Source organism: Photorhabdus heterorhabditis (genome assembly GCF_001280945.1).
Taxonomy (GTDB): Bacteria; Pseudomonadota; Gammaproteobacteria; order Enterobacterales; family Enterobacteriaceae; genus Photorhabdus; species Photorhabdus heterorhabditis.
Genome location: NZ_LJCS01000010.1, coordinates 72186 through 94232 on the forward strand (window position 1 = coordinate 72186; position 22047 = coordinate 94232).

21 protein-coding genes are annotated in these 22047 nt (G+C 41.4%); 8 read left to right on the forward strand and 13 right to left on the reverse strand.

The window, feature by feature from the left end; translation table 11 throughout:
* Nucleotides 1-178 precede the first annotated feature (178 nt).
* On the forward strand, nt 179-577 hold the full coding sequence (gene panM, locus AM629_RS06085) for an aspartate 1-decarboxylase autocleavage activator PanM (protein WP_054477103.1): 399 nt from the start codon (nt 179-181) through the stop codon (nt 575-577).
* Here panM and AM629_RS06090 read toward each other — a convergent pair.
* The 5 genes from AM629_RS06090 to ftsY form a co-directional block, all read right to left on the reverse strand.
* A complete protein-coding gene (locus AM629_RS06090) occupies nt 565-1704 on the reverse strand; it encodes a glycerate kinase (protein ID WP_054477105.1) in 1140 nt (379 codons plus the stop codon). The two genes, panM and AM629_RS06090, sit on opposite strands and share 13 nt — an antisense overlap.
* A 100-nt stretch (nt 1705-1804) precedes the next feature.
* Nucleotides 1805-2662 carry an RNA polymerase sigma factor RpoH gene (gene rpoH, locus AM629_RS06095; protein ID WP_054477108.1) on the reverse strand — a complete coding sequence of 286 codons (858 nt, stop codon included), beginning with the start codon at nt 2660-2662 and terminating at the stop codon, nt 1805-1807.
* Nucleotides 2663-2874: 212 nt separating this feature from the next.
* The gene (gene ftsX, locus AM629_RS06100) at nt 2875-3849 is read right to left on the reverse strand and encodes a permease-like cell division protein FtsX (RefSeq protein WP_054477110.1); all 975 of its coding nucleotides are present in this window, start codon (nt 3847-3849) and stop codon (nt 2875-2877) included.
* Nucleotides 3842-4507 carry a cell division ATP-binding protein FtsE gene (ftsE, locus tag AM629_RS06105; RefSeq protein WP_054477112.1) on the reverse strand — a complete coding sequence of 222 codons (666 nt, stop codon included), beginning with the start codon at nt 4505-4507 and terminating at the stop codon, nt 3842-3844. The genes ftsX and ftsE overlap by 8 nt, the downstream gene beginning before the upstream one ends.
* A 6-nt stretch (nt 4508-4513) precedes the next feature.
* Complete coding sequence (gene ftsY, locus AM629_RS06110) at nt 4514-5983, reverse strand: signal recognition particle-docking protein FtsY (RefSeq protein ID WP_054477115.1); 1470 nt, start codon at nt 5981-5983, stop codon at nt 4514-4516.
* A gap of 229 nt (nt 5984-6212) precedes the next feature.
* Here ftsY and rsmD point away from each other — a divergent pair, with 229 nt between their 5' ends.
* Both rsmD and AM629_RS06120 read left to right on the forward strand, forming a co-directional pair.
* On the forward strand, nt 6213-6797 hold the full coding sequence (rsmD, locus tag AM629_RS06115) for a 16S rRNA (guanine(966)-N(2))-methyltransferase (RefSeq protein ID WP_054477122.1): 585 nt from the start codon (nt 6213-6215) through the stop codon (nt 6795-6797).
* A gap of 20 nt (nt 6798-6817) precedes the next feature.
* The gene (locus AM629_RS06120; protein ID WP_015835813.1) at nt 6818-7081 is read left to right on the forward strand and encodes a DUF1145 family protein; all 264 of its coding nucleotides are present in this window, start codon (nt 6818-6820) and stop codon (nt 7079-7081) included.
* 133 nt (nt 7082-7214) lie between these two features.
* On the opposite strand, the gene AM629_RS06125 is transcribed toward AM629_RS06120, so the two are convergent.
* Nucleotides 7215-8396, reverse strand: coding sequence for an MFS transporter (locus AM629_RS06125; RefSeq protein ID WP_054477125.1), 1182 nt, complete (start codon nt 8394-8396; stop codon nt 7215-7217).
* On the reverse strand, nt 8375-9430 hold the full coding sequence (locus AM629_RS06130; protein WP_054477127.1) for a HesA/MoeB/ThiF family protein: 1056 nt from the start codon (nt 9428-9430) through the stop codon (nt 8375-8377). Before AM629_RS06130 ends, AM629_RS06125 begins: the two co-directional genes overlap by 22 nt.
* Before the next feature lie 424 nt (nt 9431-9854).
* Between AM629_RS06130 and AM629_RS06135 the strand changes: the two genes are divergently transcribed.
* A complete protein-coding gene (locus AM629_RS06135) occupies nt 9855-12128 on the forward strand; it encodes a zinc/cadmium/mercury/lead-transporting ATPase (protein ID WP_054477130.1) in 2274 nt (757 codons plus the stop codon).
* 165 nt (nt 12129-12293) lie between these two features.
* Here the strand turns inward: AM629_RS06135 and tusA are convergent, their stop codons facing one another.
* Entirely contained in the window at nt 12294-12542 is a 249-nt protein-coding gene (gene tusA / locus AM629_RS06140) for a sulfurtransferase TusA (protein ID WP_015835818.1), read from the reverse strand.
* 326 nt (nt 12543-12868) lie between these two features.
* Between tusA and AM629_RS06145 the strand changes: the two genes are divergently transcribed.
* Both AM629_RS06145 and AM629_RS06150 read left to right on the forward strand, forming a co-directional pair.
* On the forward strand, nt 12869-13537 hold the full coding sequence (locus AM629_RS06145) for a 7-cyano-7-deazaguanine/7-aminomethyl-7-deazaguanine transporter (RefSeq protein ID WP_054477132.1): 669 nt from the start codon (nt 12869-12871) through the stop codon (nt 13535-13537).
* A gap of 226 nt (nt 13538-13763) precedes the next feature.
* Nucleotides 13764-14864 (forward strand): glycerol dehydrogenase, encoded by a 1101-nt coding sequence (locus AM629_RS06150; RefSeq protein WP_054477134.1) that lies wholly within the window; start codon nt 13764-13766, stop codon nt 14862-14864.
* A 97-nt stretch (nt 14865-14961) separates the two neighbouring features.
* Here AM629_RS06150 and AM629_RS06155 read toward each other — a convergent pair whose 3' ends face one another.
* On the reverse strand, nt 14962-15393 hold the full coding sequence (locus AM629_RS06155; RefSeq protein ID WP_054477136.1) for a DUF29 domain-containing protein: 432 nt from the start codon (nt 15391-15393) through the stop codon (nt 14962-14964).
* A 145-nt stretch (nt 15394-15538) separates the two neighbouring features.
* A complete protein-coding gene (locus AM629_RS06160) occupies nt 15539-15970 on the reverse strand; it encodes a DUF29 domain-containing protein (RefSeq protein ID WP_054477138.1) in 432 nt (143 codons plus the stop codon).
* A 495-nt stretch (nt 15971-16465) separates the two neighbouring features.
* On the opposite strand from AM629_RS06160, the gene glpT reads away from it, so the two are divergent.
* Nucleotides 16466-17818 (forward strand): glycerol-3-phosphate transporter, encoded by a 1353-nt coding sequence (gene glpT / locus AM629_RS06165; protein WP_054477140.1) that lies wholly within the window; start codon nt 16466-16468, stop codon nt 17816-17818.
* 140 nt (nt 17819-17958) lie between these two features.
* Nucleotides 17959-19029, forward strand: a complete 1071-nt coding sequence (gene glpQ, locus AM629_RS06170; protein WP_054477142.1) for a glycerophosphodiester phosphodiesterase — start codon at nt 17959-17961, stop codon at nt 19027-19029.
* A 41-nt stretch (nt 19030-19070) separates the two neighbouring features.
* Here glpQ and epmA read toward each other — a convergent pair whose 3' ends face one another.
* From epmA to AM629_RS06185, 3 genes are all read right to left on the reverse strand, one after another.
* Entirely contained in the window at nt 19071-20048 is a 978-nt protein-coding gene (epmA, locus tag AM629_RS06175) for an elongation factor P--(R)-beta-lysine ligase (RefSeq protein WP_054477144.1), read from the reverse strand.
* A gap of 309 nt (nt 20049-20357) precedes the next feature.
* A complete protein-coding gene (locus AM629_RS06180) occupies nt 20358-20771 on the reverse strand; it encodes a fascin domain-containing protein (RefSeq protein ID WP_054477146.1) in 414 nt (137 codons plus the stop codon).
* A 510-nt stretch (nt 20772-21281) separates the two neighbouring features.
* Complete coding sequence (locus AM629_RS06185; protein WP_054477149.1) at nt 21282-21698, reverse strand: fascin domain-containing protein; 417 nt, start codon at nt 21696-21698, stop codon at nt 21282-21284.
* Nucleotides 21699-22047: the final 349 nt, after the last annotated feature.

Here is a 22047-nt window from a genome sequence, read left to right on the forward strand (position 1 = left end):
CCCAATGGATTTCAAAATGGATCGCGACGGCAAGGGAGCGAATCCCCGGGAGCATAGCGAACTCTGTGACCGGGGTGAGTGAGTACAGCCAACAAAGAAGCAACTTGAAAGATACGGGTATAAAGCAGTTGCACAACACACTACCTATCTATTCATCTACAATTGATATAGAAAAACCATGAAATTAACTATCGAGCAACTTACTGTTTTATCAGCACAAGATATGATTGATCTGGGGAAAATTTGGCCTCAGCAACCCCCTGAACAATGGCAAATCTGCCTAAGAAATGGGAATGAGTTGTTCGCTGCCCGTTTTAATGACAGATTACTAGCCGCAGTAAAAATTACGCTTAGTAATCAATTCGGTCTGCTTGAAGATTTATGTGTCCGTGAAATAACACGTCGCCGGGGAATAGGTTTATATTTGATAAATGAAATAAAAGCCCGCCATCCTGCCGTTAAGCGGTGGAAGCTCAGTCTTGACGGTTTCCCAGATGCCAACGAGCCAGCATTAAAAAGTTTTATGAACGTCTGTGGTTTTCATTATGATGCCAGGTCAAATTGTTACTCTAATTGACCCATTTTCCAGACAACAGCCACATTGCGGGCAGTCACTCGTAAATTTTCATGCCCGCAAGCAAGAGCATCAGAAAGAGAACAAACGCCGGGCATAATTGAGAAAACAGCATCCAATCCATGATCATGAACAATACTGTAGTCTTTACTCATACCGCCAACCAATGCAATAGTTGCGATGGCATATTTTTTGGCGATACGGGCAACACCAATTGGCGTTTTACCATAAATAGTCTGGCTGTCTATCCGACCTTCGCCAGTAATAACCAGATTAGCCCCCTGTAGTGCTTCTTCCAGCTTTAGAGTGGAGATAACAATATCAATTCCCGGTTGCAATTTAGCGTTCAGCCAACCAAGTAAAGAAGCCCCCATACCACCTGCTGCTCCTGCACCGGGTACATCCATGACCCTGGTTTCTGTCAAGAATTCAATTTTTTCACCATAATGACGTAAACCAGCATCTAACTCTTTCACCATCTCTGGTGTCGCCCCTTTCTGGGGACCAAAAATAGCCGATGCACCCAACTCACCACATAGCGGGTTAGTCACATCACAGGCGACGATAATTTCAGTATGACTCAAACGGGAATCCAAACCAGAGAGATCAATTTCAGCAAGCTGGCTTAATGCTGCACCTCCAGCCTTGAGTTCTTTACCACTAATATCAAGCAGATGAACCCCCAGTGCCTGCATCATACCGGCACCACCATCATTAGTCGCACTGCCCCCAATCCCCAAAATTATCTTTCTGACACCTTTATCTAAAGCAGCCAGTATCAGCTCACCTGTACCATAAGTCGTGGTTATCAGTGGATTACGCTTTTCCATTGGAACCAGATGTAAGCCAGAAGCGGCGGCCATTTCAATAACAGCCGTTCTTTCATCACCCAGAATGCCGAAAAAGCTATCCACAGGCTGATTTAACGGCCCAGTAACAGACAGATGGATAACCTGCCCATTCATGGCTGCTACCATTGATTCAACCGTTCCCTCACCACCATCAGCCATGGGTAATTTGATATATTCGGCTTGTGGATAAATTTCACGAAATCCCTGTTCTATTGCTTCAGCGACCTGCGAAGCACTGAGACTTTCTTTAAATGAATCAGGTGCAATCACAATTTTCATACGATTCACTCAGGGTTGAAGGCACTGAAAAATAGGAACAAAAAAGGCGATAAATCATTATCGCCCTTTAACTTACTCATTATAAATACATTAAATTTATTTATGCCTCAATCGCTACCCGCAGTTTTTTCATGGCATTTTTTTCAAGCTGACGTACGCGCTCAGCAGAAACACCGTACTTATCAGCCAGTTCTTGCAAGGTAGATTTATTATCATCATCCAACCAGCGACAACGGATAATATCCTGACTGCGCTCATCTAAACCTTCTATTGCCACTGATAATTTATCAGCAGCATGGTTTTCCCAGTTGTCCTCTTCGATGCCGTCTGCAAAATCAGACGCTTTATCCTGAAGATACAGAACAGGAGCAACCGGCTGCCCTTCCTGATTATCATCATCGGCAGACATATCAAATGCCATATCCTGCGCTGACATACGAGATTCCATCTCACGTACATCTTTACTGGTTACACCAAGTTCTTTGGCAACCATCTCCACTTCGTCTTGATTGAACCAACCCAGACGCTGTTTAGTTTTGCGCAGATTGAAAAACAGCTTACGCTGCGCTTTAGTTGTTGCAACTTTTACAATACGCCAGTTACGCAGCACATACTCATGGATTTCAGCTTTAATCCAGTGAACAGCAAAAGAAACCAGACGTACCCCCACCTCCGGGTTAAAACGACGTACTGCTTTCATCAAGCCAATGTTCCCTTCCTGAATTAAATCTGCCTGAGGCAAACCATAACCAGCATAGCTGCGAGCGACATGAACAACGAAGCGCAGGTGAGATAGAATCAGCTTCTTAGCTGCATCCAGATCTCCCTGGTAATGCAGCCTTTCAGCCAGTTCCTTCTCTTCCTCTGCTGTCAGCATCGGATAGGTATTAGAGGCGCGGATATAGCCCTCTAGACTTCCTTGAGGAACTAACGCTAAGGTTTGCATTTCTTTGGCCATTCAAATCCTCTCAAATAAGGCTCAAATCGTTAGGATAGATTACATCAGTGTATATGAACTAATGCTCAACACACAGCGGTACAGTCTATCACCAGAATGTGCATATTCAAGTTACAGATGCGCGAAGTAGTCATAATTTCAGTACAGACAATATCCACTGTGAAGTTACGGAACAAAAAATAACAGATTGTTTTATATTTATGCAAGTAACTTTATTCTGGCGTAAAGTGGCGCAAATGCTGAGTTGTCGCTAGCCAAGCGGCTACCCAACCAATCATGGCAGAGATAAGAACTAGCAATAAGGATTCATCCCATGAAAGTCCATATAAATTAAACGTCGTACCAAACACGCTGGCAACCTGTGTTACAACATCAGAGAGCTTCCACACCAATAAGGCAGAGAGTATTAATGACAAAATTGCCCCAAGTCCCCCTAACAAAGCACCACCATTAAGGAATGGACGCAAAATAAAACCATCAGTTGCACCAATCAACTTCATCACATTAATCGTATCACGGTGACTGAAAATACTGAGGCGTACACTATTACCGATGACCAAAAACAATGCCACTACCATCAGAATACCGATCACTGTCGCAATTTGACCGACAAGGCCCGTCAACGCCGCCAGACGAGCAAACCAGCTGTCATCCATCCGAACTTCTTCAATGCCTTTGACCTGAGAAACGCTGTCACGCAATGTCGTCAGAGTCTGTGAACTCTGGAAATCAATTTTCGGTGTAATGATAGCAACAGCGGGTAATGGATTCTCTTCCAACATATCCAGAGCGCTGCCAAAACCAGACCAAGTACGAAACTCGGTCATGGCTTCCTGGCGTGAAAGATAATTAACATTATCCACCCCATCGAGCGCTTTCAGTTCACTTATCAATTTCTGGACGCTGTTATCATCTAGTGATTTATCGAGATAAACCGTCAATTGCGGAGTAGGGTACCATTTTTCCGCAGCCTGGCTAACGTTCTTCCATACAATGTAACAAACGCTGGGTAATGTCAGAGAAATCGCAATAACCATAATCGTCAGCAAAGTTGCCAGCGGCTGACGCAGCATATCGGTCAGTGCATTCATCCAAGCATAACGCCATTGTTCACGCCATCCCCCTAGCAGAGTTTTGCTTTTCGATCTTGTTACTTTTCCTGCGACCTTACGCACATTTTTAACCATGATGCTCCCCCGTCATACGGCCTTGGCTCAGCGTCAGAATACGATATTTTCTCCTATCAATCAGTGCCATATCATGAGTCGCCATCAGCACTGTTACCCCTACCCGATTAAATTCTTCAAATAGCCGCAAAATGCCTTCTGACAACTCACCATCAAGGTTACCTGTTGGTTCATCCGCCAATAAAACAGTCGGCTTATTCACAACCGCACGGGCAATGCCAACACGTTGCTGCTCACCACCCGAGAGTTGAATCGGGAAATTCTTCGCTTTGTCCAGTAAACCAACCTTATCTAATGCAGCAGAAGTTCGGCGACGGATATCTTCAGAACTCGCACCAGAAATGATAAGTGGCATTGCTACATTATCGTATACCGTTCGATCCAACAGCAGGTGATGATCCTGGAAGATCATACCAATCTGACGGCGGAGGAAAGGAACTTCACGGCTTTTTAACCGACTGATATCATGACCTGCAAACCAGATATGTCCAGCGCTTGGTCGCTCAATACCACAGATGAGTTTCAGCAAGGTACTTTTACCTGCTCCTGAGTGACCAATCAAAAATGCCATTTCCGCAGGACGCAAATGAAAATTCACCCCTTGCAGGGCTTGTCGTCCCCCCAGATAAGCTTTACTGACCTGTTCAAAGCGAATCATCGGTAATTAATCCTCTCGGGCAAAAAGAGCCTCTATAAAGTCGTCTGCCTTAAATGGCCGTAGATCTTCAATGCCTTCACCAACACCAATATAACGGATAGGAATTTCAAACTGATCAGCAATGGCGAAAATCACACCACCTTTGGCAGTACCATCCAATTTTGTCAATGAGATACCTGTCAGCCCAACCGCTTCATGGAACAGTTTAGCCTGACTTATCGCATTCTGACCGGTACTGGCATCCAATGTCAGCATAATTTCATGTGGAGCATCTTCGTCCAGTTTTTTCATCACCCGAACAATTTTCTTCAACTCTTCCATCAAGTGAGATTTATTTTGCAAACGGCCTGCGGTATCTGCAATCAATATATCTACACCTTTAGCTTTAGCTGATTGCATAGCATCGAAAATCACAGAAGCCGGATCAGCACCGGTATGTTGCGCTACCACAGAAATATGATTGCGTTCCCCCCATACCTGTAACTGTTCAACTGCGGCTGCACGGAAAGTATCCCCAGCCGCCAACATGACAGATTTACCTTGTGCCTGAAACTGACGTGCCAATTTACCGATCGTTGTAGTTTTACCAACACCATTAACACCAACCATCAGAATGACATACGGTGTTTTTCCTTCAATATCCAGTGGCTTATCAACTTTAGCTAGAATACCAGACATCTCTTCTTTTAATTTGGCATACAACGCTTCCGCATCTTTCAGCTCTTTACGGCTAGCATGGGCCGTCAAGCTGCCAATGATTTTGCGAGTAGTATCGACACCAACATCAGCAATCAACAATTGTTCTTCCAATTCATCGAATAGATCATCATCGATCTTTTTACCACTGAACAAGCTGAGAAAACCGGACCCTAGATTTTGACGAGTTTTAACCAAACTACGTTTCAAACGCGTGAAAAATCCTTCCTTAGTCGGGCGTTCCTGTTCCTTTGATACAACTGGCTTTGGCTGTTCCGCCTGTTCTGCGGCTAACCTTGCCGCTTCCTCAGCAAGACGCTGTTGCTCTGCCTGCTCTTCGGCTAACCTTGCCGCTTCCTCAGCAAGACGCTGTTGCTCTGCCTGCTCTGCGGCTAATCTTGCCGCTTCCTCAGCAAGACGCTGTTGCTCTGCCTGTTCTGCGGCCAATCTTGCCGCTTCCTCAGTAAGACGCTGTTGCTCTGCCTGTTCTGCGGCCAATCTTGCCGCTTCCTCAGTAAGACGCTGTTGCTCTGCCTGTTCTGCGGCCAATCTTGCCGCTTCCTGAGCAAGACGTTGTTGCTCTGCCCGCTCTGCGGCTAATCTTGCCGCTTCCTCAGTAAGACGCTGTTGTTCTGCCTGCTCTGCGGCTAATCTTGCCGCTTCCTCAGCAAGACGCTGTTGTTCCGCTTGCTCTACGGCCAATTGTTCTTCTTTTTGCTGTTCTTCCTGACGACCACGCCCGAACCAGGAGAAAAAGCCTCTTTTTTTCTCTTTTGCCATCAGCCACTACACTCCTCAAGGTTAAATCATGGCGTTATAACAGTGAATAATAACGAAATTAGATGCAGTCTAACATTTTCATAGTAACGCAACACATATCAATCACGAATTCCGTGGTAAATTAACGCCAGCAAAGTTTAACAAGTCTTTTCTTATTCGACACTTTCATGGCACCTTTAAAAGTACGTTATCGGTTTATCTGATGACAAATTATTAAGTTACATAAATTATGGCAAAAAAATCACAACAACAATCTATGGGACAAATCCGCCTTATTGGTGGAAAATGGCGAAGCCGGAAATTGCCTGTACCGAATAGCCCCGGATTACGCCCAACTACAGATCGCGTTAGAGAAACTCTGTTTAACTGGCTGGCTCCAGTGATTCAGGAAGCGCGCTGCCTGGATTGTTATGCAGGAAGCGGAGCTCTTGGGTTAGAAGCACTTTCCCGTTATGCAAAACAAGCGATACTTATTGAATATGAACGAAATATAGCAAAACAACTTTCTGCTAATCTGGCTCTTCTCGGCGCCAAAAATGCCGAAATTATTAACGACAGCGCATTAAACTATTTATCTCAACCGGGGACACCCTGTGATGTGATTTTCCTTGATCCACCTTTCCGTCAAGGAATGCTTGCCAAAACCATAAAATTATTGGAACAGCAGGGTTGGTTAGCCGATAAAAGTTGGATCTATGTTGAGGCCGAATCCGAATCAGCAGCGGCAGATGTTCCTGCTAACTGGCAACTTCATCGTGAAAAAGTTGCCGGACAAGTCGCATATCGGCTTTATATTCGTTACTTACCTGCATAATTATCTTTGGGAGCACACTGATGTTTATTCAACTGGGAAAACTATTAATGGTCTGCGTTTGGGGATTTTTGATATTTAACCTAATCCACCCATTTCCAAAACCATTGAAGTATTTTATGGATATCGCCATGATTTTCACGGTAGTCATGCATGCATTTCAGATGCTACTTCTAAAATCCAGTCAGCCCAAAGACCAAAAACTTTCTGGCTTGATGCAAACAAAGATTTTCTTTTTTGGTGTCTTTGAGCTATTGGCAATGCAGAAAAAGCAGCTAAAAAAATAAACCAATTAGCGGGAAATGCTCACTTGTAGTCACAAGCAAACTGGAGAAAACGAAATAAGCATAATAGATGCCACCATTCGTTTATAGCCACCCGCTTATTTTAATTCTGCGTTGGAAGAGATCCTTAGTGTGTTTACCTGAGCGATAATTTCAGGCTAAACACATAAAGATAAATAACCATTGAAGACAAAATAATGAGTGAATATGACATTATTTGCCATCCAAAAATTTCCGTAAGATATGCAACCACCGGAAAAAGTATCAAAACGATTAAGCGTGCAAATGTCGATAATAAAGAGTCAAATGTTGACCTCAAACTGGCATCAAAATAGCCATGATAAACGGCTCTCAGCCCCATTGTTAGATATTGATTACTACCAAACATAAAAATTAAGGCTACAGGTATTAAGTATGGATAACTCTCCCCGCCTAACAGGCATATTCCTGTGGAAACAAACATCAAAAGTAAGCCAAACCAAATCAGTTTTCTATTGTCACTGATTTTACTGATGATCCATCCTGCGACAGATTGAGACATAAGAATAAAAACAAATAATATTCCATATGACAAAGAACCTTTAACTCCACCAGAAAATCCATAAAAAGCATAAGGTTGCCAATATTGGAGTAATATTTGAAAATACACTATATTTGAAACGACAGCGAAAAATACGAATAAGAAGTCTTTACTCCCTTTAATTAAAAGAGAATATATCTCCTTTATATCATTCATTAACCCTGATTTTTTCCCATTGACTAATTTAACCTTTGATTCAGGAAGAAAAAAGGAAAAAAACATCAATATAAAACTACCTATTCCAGCAAGAATCCATATCCATCGTGAACCTATATCACCTATTGCAGCGCCAATCATAGCAGCAATAGCCATAGACATATAATGATATTTACCGTTAATTCCCAGTATCCGATGAGTGTCTTTACCACCCTCTGATTTATATACATCAATCAAGTATGAATTATATGTTCCACCTATTATCGTCAAAGAAATTGCGTTAAAAAATTCGGCCAGATAAAAACCATATAAATGGGATGAAACCCCCGTTAAAACAAGCCAAGCTCCACCAAAGAAGACAGAAAGAGATATCGCATATTTTCGGCTGATCCTATCAGCAAGATAAGACGTTGGTATATCCAATATAAAAAAAACGCAGGCCTGCATGGTCTTCATTAAACCAAGATCAACAAGAGATACGCCTTTGCTTAAAAGATAAATCGATGAAGTAGCGCCAATGAGCATCCTCAAAGAATTAAAAATAACAGAATATGTTATTATTATTTTGGTTGAAGACCACATATATTACACCTTTCATTTTTAGGTATTTCTTGTGTTTCTATTTTTATTTTACGAGAGTGAATTCCAATTCTTCTATTCTTGCTAAGTATTTCACCATACCCACCTAAGAATTTCATAACATCCCCAAAAGCATATGAAGCAGCTACCCCATTGACACTGGGGAAAGTAGCAGCTTTGAAATCAGAATTTATTGTTGCCAAATTATCTTGTAGTTCATCATCACAGGCGTAATCAGGCACTACCTTAGAACAACTGAAACAAGCTGTTTCTCCTGGAATGACAAAAGGACCTATAACAGATATGTCATTTATATACCCAACGTTTAAATAAGGTTGTTTTTTTTCAAAACAATAATCATTAACCCAATTAATAAGTTCAAATGGAGTATCAGCGGATACAATAAAAAGGTCAGATTTTTCTATTTTAGACAAATCATCCTTATGTTTTATCTCTAAATTCACCTTCTTTACATTTAGCTCTGAATTTCTTTTTAATAACTCCCTTTCTAATATGTCAATTTTAAGAAAATTAACATCTTTTTCCGAAAATAAGACTTGCCGAGTTAAATTACTTATCTCAATTATATCACTATCAACTATAGATATAGTACCAACTCCAGAGGTCGCCAAAAGATATGAAATATGATTCCCTATCCCCCCACATCCTATAATGGTAACTTTTGATTTACTTATTTTTTCCTGAACTTCTTTAGAGTTAGCACCTAAGTAATGATAATAGAGTACGTTTCTACTATACCTATCATCAGAGTTAAAATATGAAGAACTCATCAGTGAATTTTTCTCCCTAAAAAGAGAAAGGGAGAAATTTATATCATCCTCACTTACACCACTAACGTTATTCTTTATGTATTCATAGAGGTTATCACTATCCGTTTCTCTTTTTAAAAAAGAAGCGATTTTAACTAAAGATTCAAATCGCTTCTTCTGTGGTATGAGTACTTGATTAGAACCTACGCCAAAAATCCCACCAGATTCAAACCTTCCAGCTTGAATATATCTAGCAATCTTAACCATAACCCCCCCTCTATTTATATGTTCGGTACTATGCCGTAGAAATAATCTTCTACGGCATAAGACATAATCATTATTGACGCAATTAGTTAGAAGCGATACTGATCATTTTTCCCCTCCCGAAACAAGAATATTGATAAATATCATTAACAAATTCACAACAATTCACTTATTTCACATAATAAAAAATAAGTCAATAAAAATATTATCAAGGATAATAACTATAACTGTATTTACCTTTTCAACGTAAAAATACACTCACAAAAGAGCTTTGCATCATGAAGCCGATATTGCAGATGAAAATCAGTGTCAACACTTAGTTGCACAATTTACCAATTTATTTTCTCTTTTTTATTTGACTCTGGAGTAGGCTCCAAAGTGTAGAGTTTAGTCATCATATGTGAATTAACTCTGTAAGGGGGAGCCCATGTACTCAAATTCAAACAAAAATAACACCCATCAACATAACCATCATCATGGAAGCTGCTGTACGACTACCGCCCGCACAGAGCAAGCTCAACATGTTAGTGAACATTCACATAAACATGATGGGGCCTGTTCACATGAGCACAGTCATTCCCATGATACACAAGAAACACTGATACCCGAGCTTTTGGCAAGCCAGCGTTTTAGTTGGGTTGTGAATGGTATGGATTGCGCAAGCTGTGCACGTAAAATTGAAACGGCAGTCAGAAGAATTCCAGAAGTGAAACAAGTCAAGGTCCTGTTTGCAACTGAAAAACTGGTTGTAGATGCCGATACAGATATACGTTCAACCGTCATCCAAGCTGTCAACCAAGCTGGATTTAAACTTCACACCCCAAATGCAAATCAGAAAGCACCAAAAGGCAGCCGCTGGAAAGAATTTGCACCAATCGCCATTCTTTCGCTGATGATGCTACTAAGCTGGGGAATCTCCAATATCAATGCCCCATTTGGCCGCATTGCCTTTATTATCACCACCTTGATTGGATTGGTACCTATTGTTAGCAAAGCCTGGAAGCTCATACGATCAGGTACACCATTTGCCATTGAAACACTAATGAGCGTTGCTGCAATCGGTGCACTGTTTATTGACGCCACCGCTGAAGCGGCAATGGTACTCCTGCTGTTTATGCTTGGTGAAATGCTAGAATCTTATGCTGCTGGCCGTGCGCGTCGAGGGGTTAGTGCTTTAATGGCGTTAGTTCCAGAAGAGGCTCTGTTGGTAAAAAATGGTGAAAGAAAAACTGTTCCGGTCGCCGATCTTCGCCCTGGCGATATTATTGAAATTGCACCGGGGGGACGTTTACCAACCGATGCAGAATTACTCAACTCATTCGCCAGCTTTGATGAAAGTGCCCTGACAGGAGAATCTATCCCAGTTGAACGCATGCAGGGAGAAAAAGTTCCGGCAGGTTGTTTGTCCGTAGATCGTTCAGTACAAATGAAAGTATTGTCTGAACAAGGTAACAATGCCATTGATCGCATCCTGCAACTGATTGAAGAAGCAGAAGAACGCCGCGCCCCTATTGAGCGCTTTGTTGACCGTTTCAGCCGGATTTATACTCCGTTGATTATGCTGTTCTCTGCATTGGTTATCATTATTCCACCTACTGTATTCAGCCAACCGTGGGAAACTTGGATCTACCGTGGTCTTACTCTGTTACTAATTGGTTGTCCTTGCGCATTGGTAATTTCTACACCAGCCGCAATCACCTCTGCCCTGGCTGCAGCAACCCGCCGTGGTGCACTGATTAAAGGCGGTGCTGCACTGGAACAACTCGGTCGAATCACAACTATCGCTTTTGATAAAACAGGTACGCTGACAGCCGGCAAGCCACAAGTCACTGATATACAGTCAGCGGAGAATATCAGTGAATCTCAGCTATTAGCTCTGGCCTCTGCCGTGGAAAGTGGCTCCCATCACCCACTGGCTAAAGCTATTTTGCAACATGCAAAAAGTAAAAACGTTAATGTGATTGAAGCTGAACATCGTAAAGCACTGGCAGGTATCGGTGTTGAAGGTCAATTAGAGGGTAAACGCATCTTAGTCAGTACACCGGGCAAGCTGCCGGAGAATACTTTATCTGATGATTGGAAACAAAAAATTATTCAGTTGGAAGATGGTGGAAAAACTGTTGTTGCCGTGATGCATAACGAGCAATTCATTGGACTTATCGCTATGCAAGACACATTACGTCAAGATGCGATAGATGCCATCCATTTACTGAAAAGTCAGGGTATCAAATCAGTGATGCTGACAGGTGATAACCCACGTGCTGCAACTGCAATTGCCAGTCAGTTAGGAATGGATTTCCGTGCTGGGTTAATGCCAGAAGATAAAGTCAACGTTATCATGGAATTGAATAAAAACCACAGCACAATGATGGTTGGTGACGGCATTAATGATGCACCAGCAATGAAAGCGTCCAGTATCGGTGTCGCAATGGGGAGTGGGACTGATGTTGCATTAGAAACCGCAGATGCAGCATTGACCCACAACCGTCTGACAGGTTTATCAGAAATAATCGCCCTGTCTCGCGCAACTCATAATAATATCCGCCAAAATATAGCTATTGCACTAGGACTAAAAGGGATTTTCCTTATCACTAGTCTACTCGGTATCACTGGCCTGTGGATGGCAGTATTAGCTGATTCTGGCGCTACAGCTCTGGTAACGGCAAACGCAGTAAGGTTACTGAGAATTAAAGTGAAATAACAAAACCATTTTACGATTAATGCCAGTCCTCAACTTCTTAAAGGATATGGGGTTTATCCCAAAAGCTACCCCATATTCTTGGCTTGTTACCACAGACCAAGTCAATAAAACCAATTACCAAGAGCATTTACATCAACAAATAATAAATCCCTTTCATGCCCAAAGTTAACTCTCTGTTTTCCGAACCAGATAGCGATAAGGCATTTGTTCCGTTTCTTGCGCAACAAGCTGATGCTCCATAAAACGGCAGAAACTGGGAATATCGCGTGTAGTCGCCGGATCATCTGCAAGAATGAGTAACATCTGACCTGCTTCCATATGACGCACGGTTTTCCGTACCATCATCACAGGCTCAGGGCAACGAAGCCCCTGTGTATCAAGGGTTTTATCTGGGTTGGCAAAAACATCTGGCATAACTATCTCTGTAATTCCAAGCAACTGATGAAAGTTGATTATACCCGTTATCTTTCAAGTTGCCTCTTTGTTGGCTGCACTCGCTCACCCCGGTCACAGAGTTCTCTATGACATAGTTATCTCTGCTCCCGGGGATTCGCTCCCTTGCCGTCGCGATCCATCTTGAAATCCATAAGGTATATATTATAAAAAGGCTATCCAAAAATGAACTTTACAGGCAAGCATCTTGATTTTATGTACAACCGACGTATCATGCGCGGCGCCGTCAGTTAAAGCGGCAGGTATTTCATTGGGTTCCCTCACCCCATTATCCAAAAAGGTACAATATGCTTTCATTTACGACATCACAGCGAACAGCTGCTTTGATTTGGCTTTCGTTATTTCATATCCTGATTATTATTTCCAGTAATTATCTGGTGCAATTACCTATTTCTATCTTTGGTTTCTATACCACTTGGGGAGCATTTACTTTCCCATTTATTTTCCTTGCAACAGATTTAACTGTTCGTATCTATCATGCGTCACTTGCAAGACGAATCATTATCACCGTTATGATCCCAGCTTTACTGATCTCTTATGTTATTTCTGCCCTGTTTTTTCAGGGAATATGGCAAGGGTTCACTGCGTTGTCTGAATTCAATCTATTTGTTGCTCGTATCGCTTGCGCCAGTTTTATGGCCTATTTGCTTGGGCAAGTACTGGATGTCTACGTCTTTAACCGTCTGCGGCGAAAACGTAACTGGTGGATTGCCCCAGCAGCGGCAATGTTCTTCGGCAACTTACTTGATACTCTAACTTTCTTCTTTATTGCCTTTTACCGCAGTACCGATGCTTTTATGGCCGCAAACTGGGTCGAGATTGGATTAGTTGATTACTGCTTCAAGCTATTAATCTGCTTATTATTTTTCCTACCAGCTTACGGTATTTTACTGAATTTGATTCTAAAGTACTTTTTTGCTTATCAGGCTGATCACTCTCATATCCAGGTTCGCTGATCCTTATATGCCCGGTAGATATCGGGCGTAGATCAAAAAAATGCACATTTCCCTCTATAAAACGGGTATAACAGTTTTTTTATCCGTAACTGATCATTACTTTTTATCATATAGTGTTAACCGGTTGAGTAAATAAGTACTTTTTTCATTCGAAACCCGTTTCTCTGTTTGCCAAGAAAATTTATGTGGTAAACAGGCATTGAATTTCCACAAAAGGAGTATTTCTATGCTGAAAGTTATCCAAGCCCCATCCAAATATATTCAGGGGCCTGACGCCCTGCTCTCCATTGGTAAATACACAAAAACCATTGCCGACCATGTGTTCGTTATTATGGGTAACTCAGCAATGAAATTGGTAGGAGATACCGTTCATAACAGCCTAGAAGAATATGATATTACTAGCCATTTTGAAGTGTTTGGTGGTGAATGTAGCCGTAATGAGATTCAACGTCTGTCTGACATTCTAAAAAAAAATGAGTGCCAAGCGGTTATTGGTATCGGTGGCGGTAAAGTACAGGATACGGCAAAAGTGGTTGCCTACGAATCCAAGCTACCTATTCTAATTGCACCCACTATCTCCTCCACTAATGCCCCAACCAGTGCTCTATCTGTTATTTATACTGATGATGGCGAATATGAAGATTATCTCTTTTTCCCAACAAACCCAGATATTATACTGGTAGATACTGCTCTTATCGCCAAAGCACCAACCCGCTTTCTGGTTGCCGGAATTGGAGACTCACTGGCTACCTATTTTGAAGCCCGCAGCTGTAACACTGCCCATAAACCGAGAATGACAGGTGGCGGGATATCCCGCACAGCAATGGCTCTTGCCCATCTATGTTACGAAACCTTGTTAGAAGAGGGTTATAAAGCAAAATTGGCCGTTGACGCAGGGGTCAGTACGCCGGCGGTAGAAAATGTTATCGAAGCCAGCATTTACCTAAGTGGTCTGGGATTTGAAAATACAGGTATAGCCGCCGCACATTCCGTACACAATGGCTTTACCGTATTGGAAGAGTGCCACCATATGTACCACGGCGAAAAAGTTGCTTTCGGAGTAATAGTCCAACTCGTGTTGGAAAACAGTCCAAATGAAGAATTAGATACTGTGCTCGATTTCTGTGTACAAGTAGGGCTACCTGTCACTCTGGATCAGCTTGGCGTGAAAGACGGCGAAAAACTGAAAGAAAAAGTGATGGCAGTAGCGAAAGCCAGTTGCGCTGAAGGCGAAACTATTCACAACATGCCTTTTGAAGTTACACCGGAAAAAGTGTACGCCGCTATTCTGGCTGCTGACCGAATGGGACGCGACTGGCTGTATTAAGACTGGAAGAAGCGGGCAAATTGTCCGCTTTTTTTGACAACCACAGTAACGCACTGATCAAAGTCAGTGCGTCAGATAAGAAACAAGTTCATCAGGGTTATTCAGGCCAGAAATCATTATCTATTATTTGTTGAAACGTCCAGGGACAGGTTTCAGGAAAAGCATCTTCCATCATGCCAGTCTCTTTTGACGCGAGTAATACAGCGTCATCATAAGCATCTCTGAACGATTCAACGAGTCGGTGCTTTAGACTGGGGCTTTCCTTCAAACAACGATTCACTTTTTTACGCTGAACATTAATCGTTAATGTCCAACTACGACTTCGCCTTACAGGTTGGTATTTCCATTTCAGTAAATGAGCGATTAAAACTTCGAGACGCGATTCGAATTCCCGTCGCTCACTACGCCCCATAGCCTCAATCTCCTCCAAAAGATTTTCAGTGTCCAGCATATCAATGTGGCCGGAACGGATGAGGTTTGCCTGCTCCTGAGTCCAACCATAAAAGTCGCTATTATAACGTGTTGTCATGGCTCCTCCACTTGGCATATGGCATATCAGCTATACAATTATATAATCGATGAGTCTGTCAGATTATTAACATACCGTCAAAAACGAGAGACAAAAAACGCACTGCTCAAAACCACAGTGCGTCAGATAAACAAATTTATCGAAATCATTCAGGCCAGAAATTCTCATCCATTATTTGTTCAAACGTCCAGGGACAAGTTTCAGGGAATACACGACGCCTAATATTAGTTTCCCGTTCAGCGGCAATCATAGCATCACCATAGGCATCAAATAGCATTTCACTAAGTTCTGATTTTAAGCTAGGACTTCTTTTAAGACGACGGGCTATTTTTCTTCTCTGCTCTTCAATCGTAAGTTTCCAGCTTCGCCCTGGCCGTTCAGATTGGAACTGCCATTTTAGAAGGTGAAGAAACAGCAACTCAAGACGAGATTCCAACTCGTTTCTTTGGCTATTCCCCATGCTTTCGATCTCCTCCAAAAGGTTTTCCGTGTCTAACTGGCTCAAATTGCCGGAACGAAGCAAGCCAGCTTGCTCCTGAGTCCAACCATAAAAGTCGCTATCATAACGTGTCGTCATGGTTCCTCCACTTGTATATCAGCTATACAACTGTATAAATTATGAGTCTGGCAGATCATTAGTATACCGTCAAAGCAGTCTGTTTATCGTCAAAATCGATTATTCATTCGCTATCAATTGAGAAGCTCCCAATGTCTGTCAGGATAGATATCCAGCAACAAAATATGCATAAAAACTGTGGTCTTTGTTTGAAAAAGAACAAAAACGAACTAAAAACGCTCACCAACAATTAAGTAAAGCTCGTTATTGTGACGCCAGTCACAATTTCATTGGTAAAGTACGTTTTAAAAAGTTAACAAATCACTCAGAATTGTTGCTTGGGCAAAACACCTTTAACAACTGAGTCTTATCTCACAGATTAGATTGGGTTATTTCGATTATCATAATTTTCGTTATAGAAAATAACTACTTACAAAAATTTTCGTTTTCCCATCCGGTGGCATTAGTCAACCGGTAAGTTGTTCATATAACTAGATAAGCCATCGGAGGCAAAATATGTTAAGTATTTTCAAGCCGGCGCTTCATAAGCCCCGACTGCCAACAACACAGATAGATCCAGTCTATCGCCGTCTACGCTGGCAAATTTTTATGGGGATTTTCTTTGGTTATGCCGCTTATTATCTGGTAAGGAAGAACTTTGCTCTGGCAATGCCTTATCTGGTTGAGCAAGGTTTTTCCAAAGGTGATCTCGGTTTCGCACTATCAGGGATCTCTATCGCATACGGCTTCTCCAAATTCATCATGGGTTCTGTATCCGATCGTTCCAACCCTCGGGTCTTCTTACCAGCCGGTCTGATTCTCGCGGCGGTTGTTATGCTATTCATGGGTTTCGTACCTTGGGCAACTTCCAGTATTGCTGTCATGTTCGTGCTACTGTTCCTATGTGGTTGGTTCCAGGGTATGGGTTGGCCTCCTTGTGGCCGTACTATGGTTCACTGGTGGTCACAGAAAGAACGTGGCGGTATCGTTTCTATCTGGAACTGCGCACATAATGTCGGTGGTGGTTTGCCACCGTTACTGTTCCTGCTAGGTATGGCGTGGTTCAATGACTGGAAAGCGGCACTTTATATGCCCGCTTTCGCTGCAATCTTGGTTGCTCTGATCGCATTTGCTCTAATGCGTGACACACCACAATCTTGTGGCCTGCCACCAGTTGAAGAGTATAAAAACGATTATCCACCTGACTACACAGAAAAAGACGAAAAAGAATTAACCGCCAAACAGATTTTTATGCAGTATATATTGCCGAACAAACTGCTGTGGATGATTGCCATTGCCAACGTGTTCGTTTACTTGCTGCGTTACGGTATTCTTGACTGGTCACCAACCTATCTGCGTGAAGCCAAACACTTTGCGTTAGACAAATCTTCATGGGCTTACTTCCTGTACGAATATGCAGGTATTCCAGGCACTCTACTGTGTGGCTGGATGTCAGACAAAGTATTTAGAGGCAACCGAGGTGCAACCGGCGTCTTCTTTATGACCCTGGTCACTATCGCAACGATTGTATTCTGGCTGAACCCGGCTGGTAACCCAAATGTAGATATGGCTTGTATGCTGGTTATTGGCTTCCTGATCTATGGTCCAGTTATGCTGATCGGCCTGCACGCTCTTGAACTAGCCCCTAAAAAAGCGGCGGGAACAGCCGCTGGCTTCACTGGCTTGTTCGGTTACTTAGGTGGCTCAGTTGCGGCTAGTGCCATTGTCGGTTACACCGTTGACTTCTTCGACTGGGACGGTGGCTTTATGGTTATGATAGGCGGAAGTGCCTTGTCTGTTATTCTATTGTTGATTGTTATGATTAACGAAAACAAGTACAAACAAGAATTAGCCCGTCAGCACAGCTAATTACTCCCACCAAATCATGGTATATCACTTATAATTAAACTGTAGCATTGTTTATGCTACGGTTTTTTAATCTTTCATTTCAGCTAAGAAACATGGTTAACACAGCACAACAATCTCATTACTAAAACGGAGAAACACATATGCAAACTCCAATAAAAACCATGGTAACGGGCATTATTTTAGCATCCTCTATGTCAGGCATAGTTCAAGCGGCAGATAAGATTGTGATCGCCCATCGCGGCGCAAGCGGATATTTACCTGAACACACCTTACCTGCTAAGGCTATGGCTTATGCTGAAGGTGCCGATTATTTGGAACAAGATTTGGTTATGACTAAAGATAATGAGTTGGTGGTACTTCATGATCACTACCTTGATCGCGTAACTGACGTTGCAGATAAATTCCCTAACCATGCTCGTCAAGACGGACGTTACTATGCCATCGATTTCACCTTGTCTGAAATCAAGTCATTGAAATTCACGGAAGGCTTCGAGATTAAAAATAACAAGCGTGTACAGACCTATACCCATCGTTTTCCGATGTGGAAATCTGATTTCCGAATTCACACTTTTCAAGAAGAGATCGAGTTTATTCAGGGGCTGAACAAATCTACTGGCAAAAACATTGGTATCTACCCTGAAATCAAAGCACCGTGGTTCCACCAGCAGGAAGGTAAAGATATTTCCACTAAGGTACTGACAGTGTTGAAAGAATATGGCTACACCAAGAAAAGCGATAAAGTCTATTTGCAATGTTTCGATGCCAACGAACTTAAACGCATCAAAAACGTGTTGGAACCCAAACTGGGAATGGATTTAAAGCTGGTTCAACTTATTGCTTATACCAACTGGAATGAAACCTATGAACAAAAACCAAACGGTAACTGGATAAATTACAGCTATGACTGGATGTTTAAACCAGGAGCAATGAAAAAAATAGCAGAATATGCTGATGGCATTGGTCCTGATTACCATATGATTGTGGATGAGAGTTCAACACCAACCAATATTAAATTAACGGGTATGGTGAAAGATGCTCACGCTAACAATGTGGAAGTCCACCCATACTCCATTCGGGTTGATAAACTGCCTAAATACGCCACCAATGGCGATCAGCTTTTCGATATCATTTATAATCAGGCGGATGTAGACGGCGCATTCACCGATTTCCCTGATTTAGGTGTGAAATTCCTGCAAAAACAGCATAAGTAGATGCAAACGGGCGCTTCAATCAGCGCCCTATCGTTTAATAATTATGCCTTACTTACCGAAAAAGCAATAACATCACTGAGCTTTTCTGCCCCTAAAGCCAGCATTACCAAACGATCCACGCCAAGCGCCACACCTGCACACTCAGGCATTCCCTGTTTCAGAGCGCCAAGCAAATTTTCATCAACTGGACGCACAGGTAAACCCAGCTCTACGCGTTTACGATTATCCTGTTCAAAACGCTGACGTTGTTCATCACCATCAGTCAATTCCCGGAAGCCATTTGCCAATTCAACACCTTTGAAATAGACCTCAAAACGCTCTGCAACCCGGTGATCTTCTTTGCTGATTTCAGCCAAAGAAGCCTGAGAAGCCGGGAAATGGTAAATAAAAGTTGGCTTTTCAATACCGATATGCGGCTCAACGCCGACGGTAAACAAAAGTTGCAATAAAGTATCCCGATCTTCCTCTGTATCAGCAATATTGCTCAGATCCAGTTTGGCGGCAACTTCACGCAATTTTTCTTTCTCTGCGGACAATGGGTCAATATCCAGATAACGCAAGAAAGCTTGCTGATAAGAGAGTAATTCCGCACTTTCGCAGTCAAGTATCTGCTGAAGTAAGTCATCCACCTCATTTATCAAGCGGTACATATCATAGTGAGGCCGGTACCATTCCAACATGGTAAATTCAGGATTATGATAACGGCCCGCTTCCTCATTACGGAAACTGCGACTGAGCTGGTAAATAGAGCCACTTCCTGCCGCCAGTAGACGTTTCATGTGGTATTCTGGGCTTGTCATCAGATAAAGAGTCATACCATCTGAAGCACCAGGACCAACAAACTCTGTCTGAAAAGGAAACAAGTGGATATCAGTCACTGTAGACTGCCCCATAGCCGGTGTTTCGACTTCCAATACCCCGCGATCTGCGAAAAAGCGTCGTATTTCAGCTAAAATAGTCGCTCGTTTCAACAAGTTAGCGATAGGAGCACTTGGTTGCCAGTTTGCTGTGTCGCTCATGTAAATGACTCCAAAATAAAACAAAACGTGCAGTCTACCTGCATCACACATATCAGACAAATCATTACCGTCTGATCATCTCGGAACGACTTAATTTTTTCTAAATCAAAACTACAATAGATTCGTAACATCCAGACATATACCCTTCATCTTTCAAGTTGCTGCTTTGTTGGCTGCGTTCACTTGCCGCCGTGCTGCAATTTGAAATCTATTGGGTATATAACTATTAGTTATCGCCAAAATATTACCGTTGGAACGTGATCGATTTTACCTGACCACGACAAAGCCCGAGCCAATCAAGATCATGATTTACTCTAACAGCGTTATCAATTTAAAGTGACAATACGCGTCTATATAGGTCTTATCCGGTTTAATATAATTAATACCTTTTATATTGATCCGACTTAGATATTTTCCATTATCTGCACGCAAAGCTACCACATTAGCTTCGACATCTTCTACAGTAAACTTAGAATAAACATCAATACTTGATTTTGCAGCTTCAATATAACTACCGCTAGGTCGAATAATCCGACTCAAATATAGCCCATTGTCTGCCCGAAGCGCCATCGTATGAGCATCAAATAGTTCCACGATATACCGGGAAGAAGCACCAATAGTATATCTACCAGCCTGAATGTAATTAATTTTCCCCTGACTGAATCTACTCAAATAGAGTCCATTATCTGCTTGCAATGCGATAGTATGATCAGGTAATGCCATGACATCCTCCTGTTTAAATATATTTAATTTCTTAAATTAATTACTTATAAAATATCATTTAAACACCATATCAACTTTCTATTCCTATGAAAATAAAATTCCTTTATTGAATATATACCATTATTGTTAAACAACAAGATATATTTCATCTTTATTCTTAATATTAGAGAAAATCATAATTCAATCCACACTGTCATTTATAAAATAACAAGAGATAATTATCATATTTAAATTAAAAAAATAAGATATTATAATAAAAGTGAAGAATAATTTAATTTGATTAATTATAATGTTATCAATAACACTAAAAACACATTATGAATTATTTATACCCAATAGATTTCAATAACTCTGTGACCGGGGTGTGTGAACGCAGCCAACAAATAGGCAACTTGAAAGATAACAGGTATACAAGCAATAATTAATCTTTTCATCTGATATATTAAAACAGTGATCAGATTTACCTGACCACCAATAAATTAATATAAACAAGAATCACTGTTTAACCATTCATAGTTTTATTACCTTAAACTGGCAATGTATATCCACATCGTCTCTATCCGGTTTAATATAGCTAAAAATACCTCCTGAATTGATCCGACTAAGATATTTACCATTATCGGCACACAGGGCTATCATATTATTATCGATATACTCTACTGTAAAAACAGAATAAATATCAACACTCGATCTCACAGCAACAATATAATCACCACAAACCAGAGAAAATCGACTTAAATAGAGACCATTATTTGCACGAAGCGCTATTTTATTAGAGTTAATCTTTGTTAAATAATATTTTGAGTAAATATCAACAGTAGATTTATTCGCTTCAATAAAATCAATTCCGCCCCCTCCCCGATCAATTCGACTCAAAAACAGCCCATTATCTGCCTGTAATGCGATAGTACCGCTTAATAATTCCATAATATTATCCTGTTCATATATATTCAATTGAATTAATTATATATACCCAATAGATTTCAAGTTGCAGTGCGGCGGCAAGTGAACGCATCCAACAAAGCAGCAGCTTGAAAGATGAAGGGTATAACATCATATTAATACTCCATTTTTTACTATCACTATTGGGTATAAAATCTCTTTGTTGAATATATACAACTAATATTATCTTTAAATAATAAAATATATTTTATATTTATTTCAAGTAATATTGTTATTTAAAATTAAAATAACAGCACACTATAAATATATTTAAAAATAAAAAGTGGTCAGTTTTATCCGACCACTACAAAAATAATGCCTATGAAAATTAATT

What these genes read in the sequence shown, in the direction of transcription:
- panM (WP_054477103.1), top strand. Translation starts at nt 179, where the DNA reads ATGAAATTAACTATCGAGCAACTTACTGTTTTATCAGCACAAGATATG.
- AM629_RS06090 (WP_054477105.1), bottom strand. Translation starts at nt 1,704, where the DNA reads ATGAAAATTGTGATTGCACCTGATTCATTTAAAGAAAGTCTCAGTGCT.
- rpoH (WP_054477108.1), bottom strand. Translation starts at nt 2,662, where the DNA reads ATGGCCAAAGAAATGCAAACCTTAGCGTTAGTTCCTCAAGGAAGTCTA.
- ftsX (WP_054477110.1), bottom strand. Translation starts at nt 3,849, where the DNA reads ATGGTTAAAAATGTGCGTAAGGTCGCAGGAAAAGTAACAAGATCGAAA.
- ftsE (WP_054477112.1), bottom strand. Translation starts at nt 4,507, where the DNA reads ATGATTCGCTTTGAACAGGTCAGTAAAGCTTATCTGGGGGGACGACAA.
- ftsY (WP_054477115.1), bottom strand. Translation starts at nt 5,983, where the DNA reads ATGGCAAAAGAGAAAAAAAGAGGCTTTTTCTCCTGGTTCGGGCGTGGT.
- rsmD (WP_054477122.1), top strand. Translation starts at nt 6,213, where the DNA reads ATGGCAAAAAAATCACAACAACAATCTATGGGACAAATCCGCCTTATT.
- AM629_RS06120 (WP_015835813.1), top strand. Translation starts at nt 6,818, where the DNA reads ATGTTTATTCAACTGGGAAAACTATTAATGGTCTGCGTTTGGGGATTT.
- AM629_RS06125 (WP_054477125.1), bottom strand. Translation starts at nt 8,396, where the DNA reads ATGTGGTCTTCAACCAAAATAATAATAACATATTCTGTTATTTTTAAT.
- AM629_RS06130 (WP_054477127.1), bottom strand. Translation starts at nt 9,430, where the DNA reads ATGGTTAAGATTGCTAGATATATTCAAGCTGGAAGGTTTGAATCTGGT.
- AM629_RS06135 (WP_054477130.1), top strand. Translation starts at nt 9,855, where the DNA reads ATGTACTCAAATTCAAACAAAAATAACACCCATCAACATAACCATCAT.
- tusA (WP_015835818.1), bottom strand. Translation starts at nt 12,542, where the DNA reads ATGCCAGATGTTTTTGCCAACCCAGATAAAACCCTTGATACACAGGGG.
- AM629_RS06145 (WP_054477132.1), top strand. Translation starts at nt 12,869, where the DNA reads ATGCTTTCATTTACGACATCACAGCGAACAGCTGCTTTGATTTGGCTT.
- AM629_RS06150 (WP_054477134.1), top strand. Translation starts at nt 13,764, where the DNA reads ATGCTGAAAGTTATCCAAGCCCCATCCAAATATATTCAGGGGCCTGAC.
- AM629_RS06155 (WP_054477136.1), bottom strand. Translation starts at nt 15,393, where the DNA reads ATGACAACACGTTATAATAGCGACTTTTATGGTTGGACTCAGGAGCAG.
- AM629_RS06160 (WP_054477138.1), bottom strand. Translation starts at nt 15,970, where the DNA reads ATGACGACACGTTATGATAGCGACTTTTATGGTTGGACTCAGGAGCAA.
- glpT (WP_054477140.1), top strand. Translation starts at nt 16,466, where the DNA reads ATGTTAAGTATTTTCAAGCCGGCGCTTCATAAGCCCCGACTGCCAACA.
- glpQ (WP_054477142.1), top strand. Translation starts at nt 17,959, where the DNA reads ATGCAAACTCCAATAAAAACCATGGTAACGGGCATTATTTTAGCATCC.
- epmA (WP_054477144.1), bottom strand. Translation starts at nt 20,048, where the DNA reads ATGAGCGACACAGCAAACTGGCAACCAAGTGCTCCTATCGCTAACTTG.
- AM629_RS06180 (WP_054477146.1), bottom strand. Translation starts at nt 20,771, where the DNA reads ATGGCATTACCTGATCATACTATCGCATTGCAAGCAGATAATGGACTC.
- AM629_RS06185 (WP_054477149.1), bottom strand. Translation starts at nt 21,698, where the DNA reads ATGGAATTATTAAGCGGTACTATCGCATTACAGGCAGATAATGGGCTG.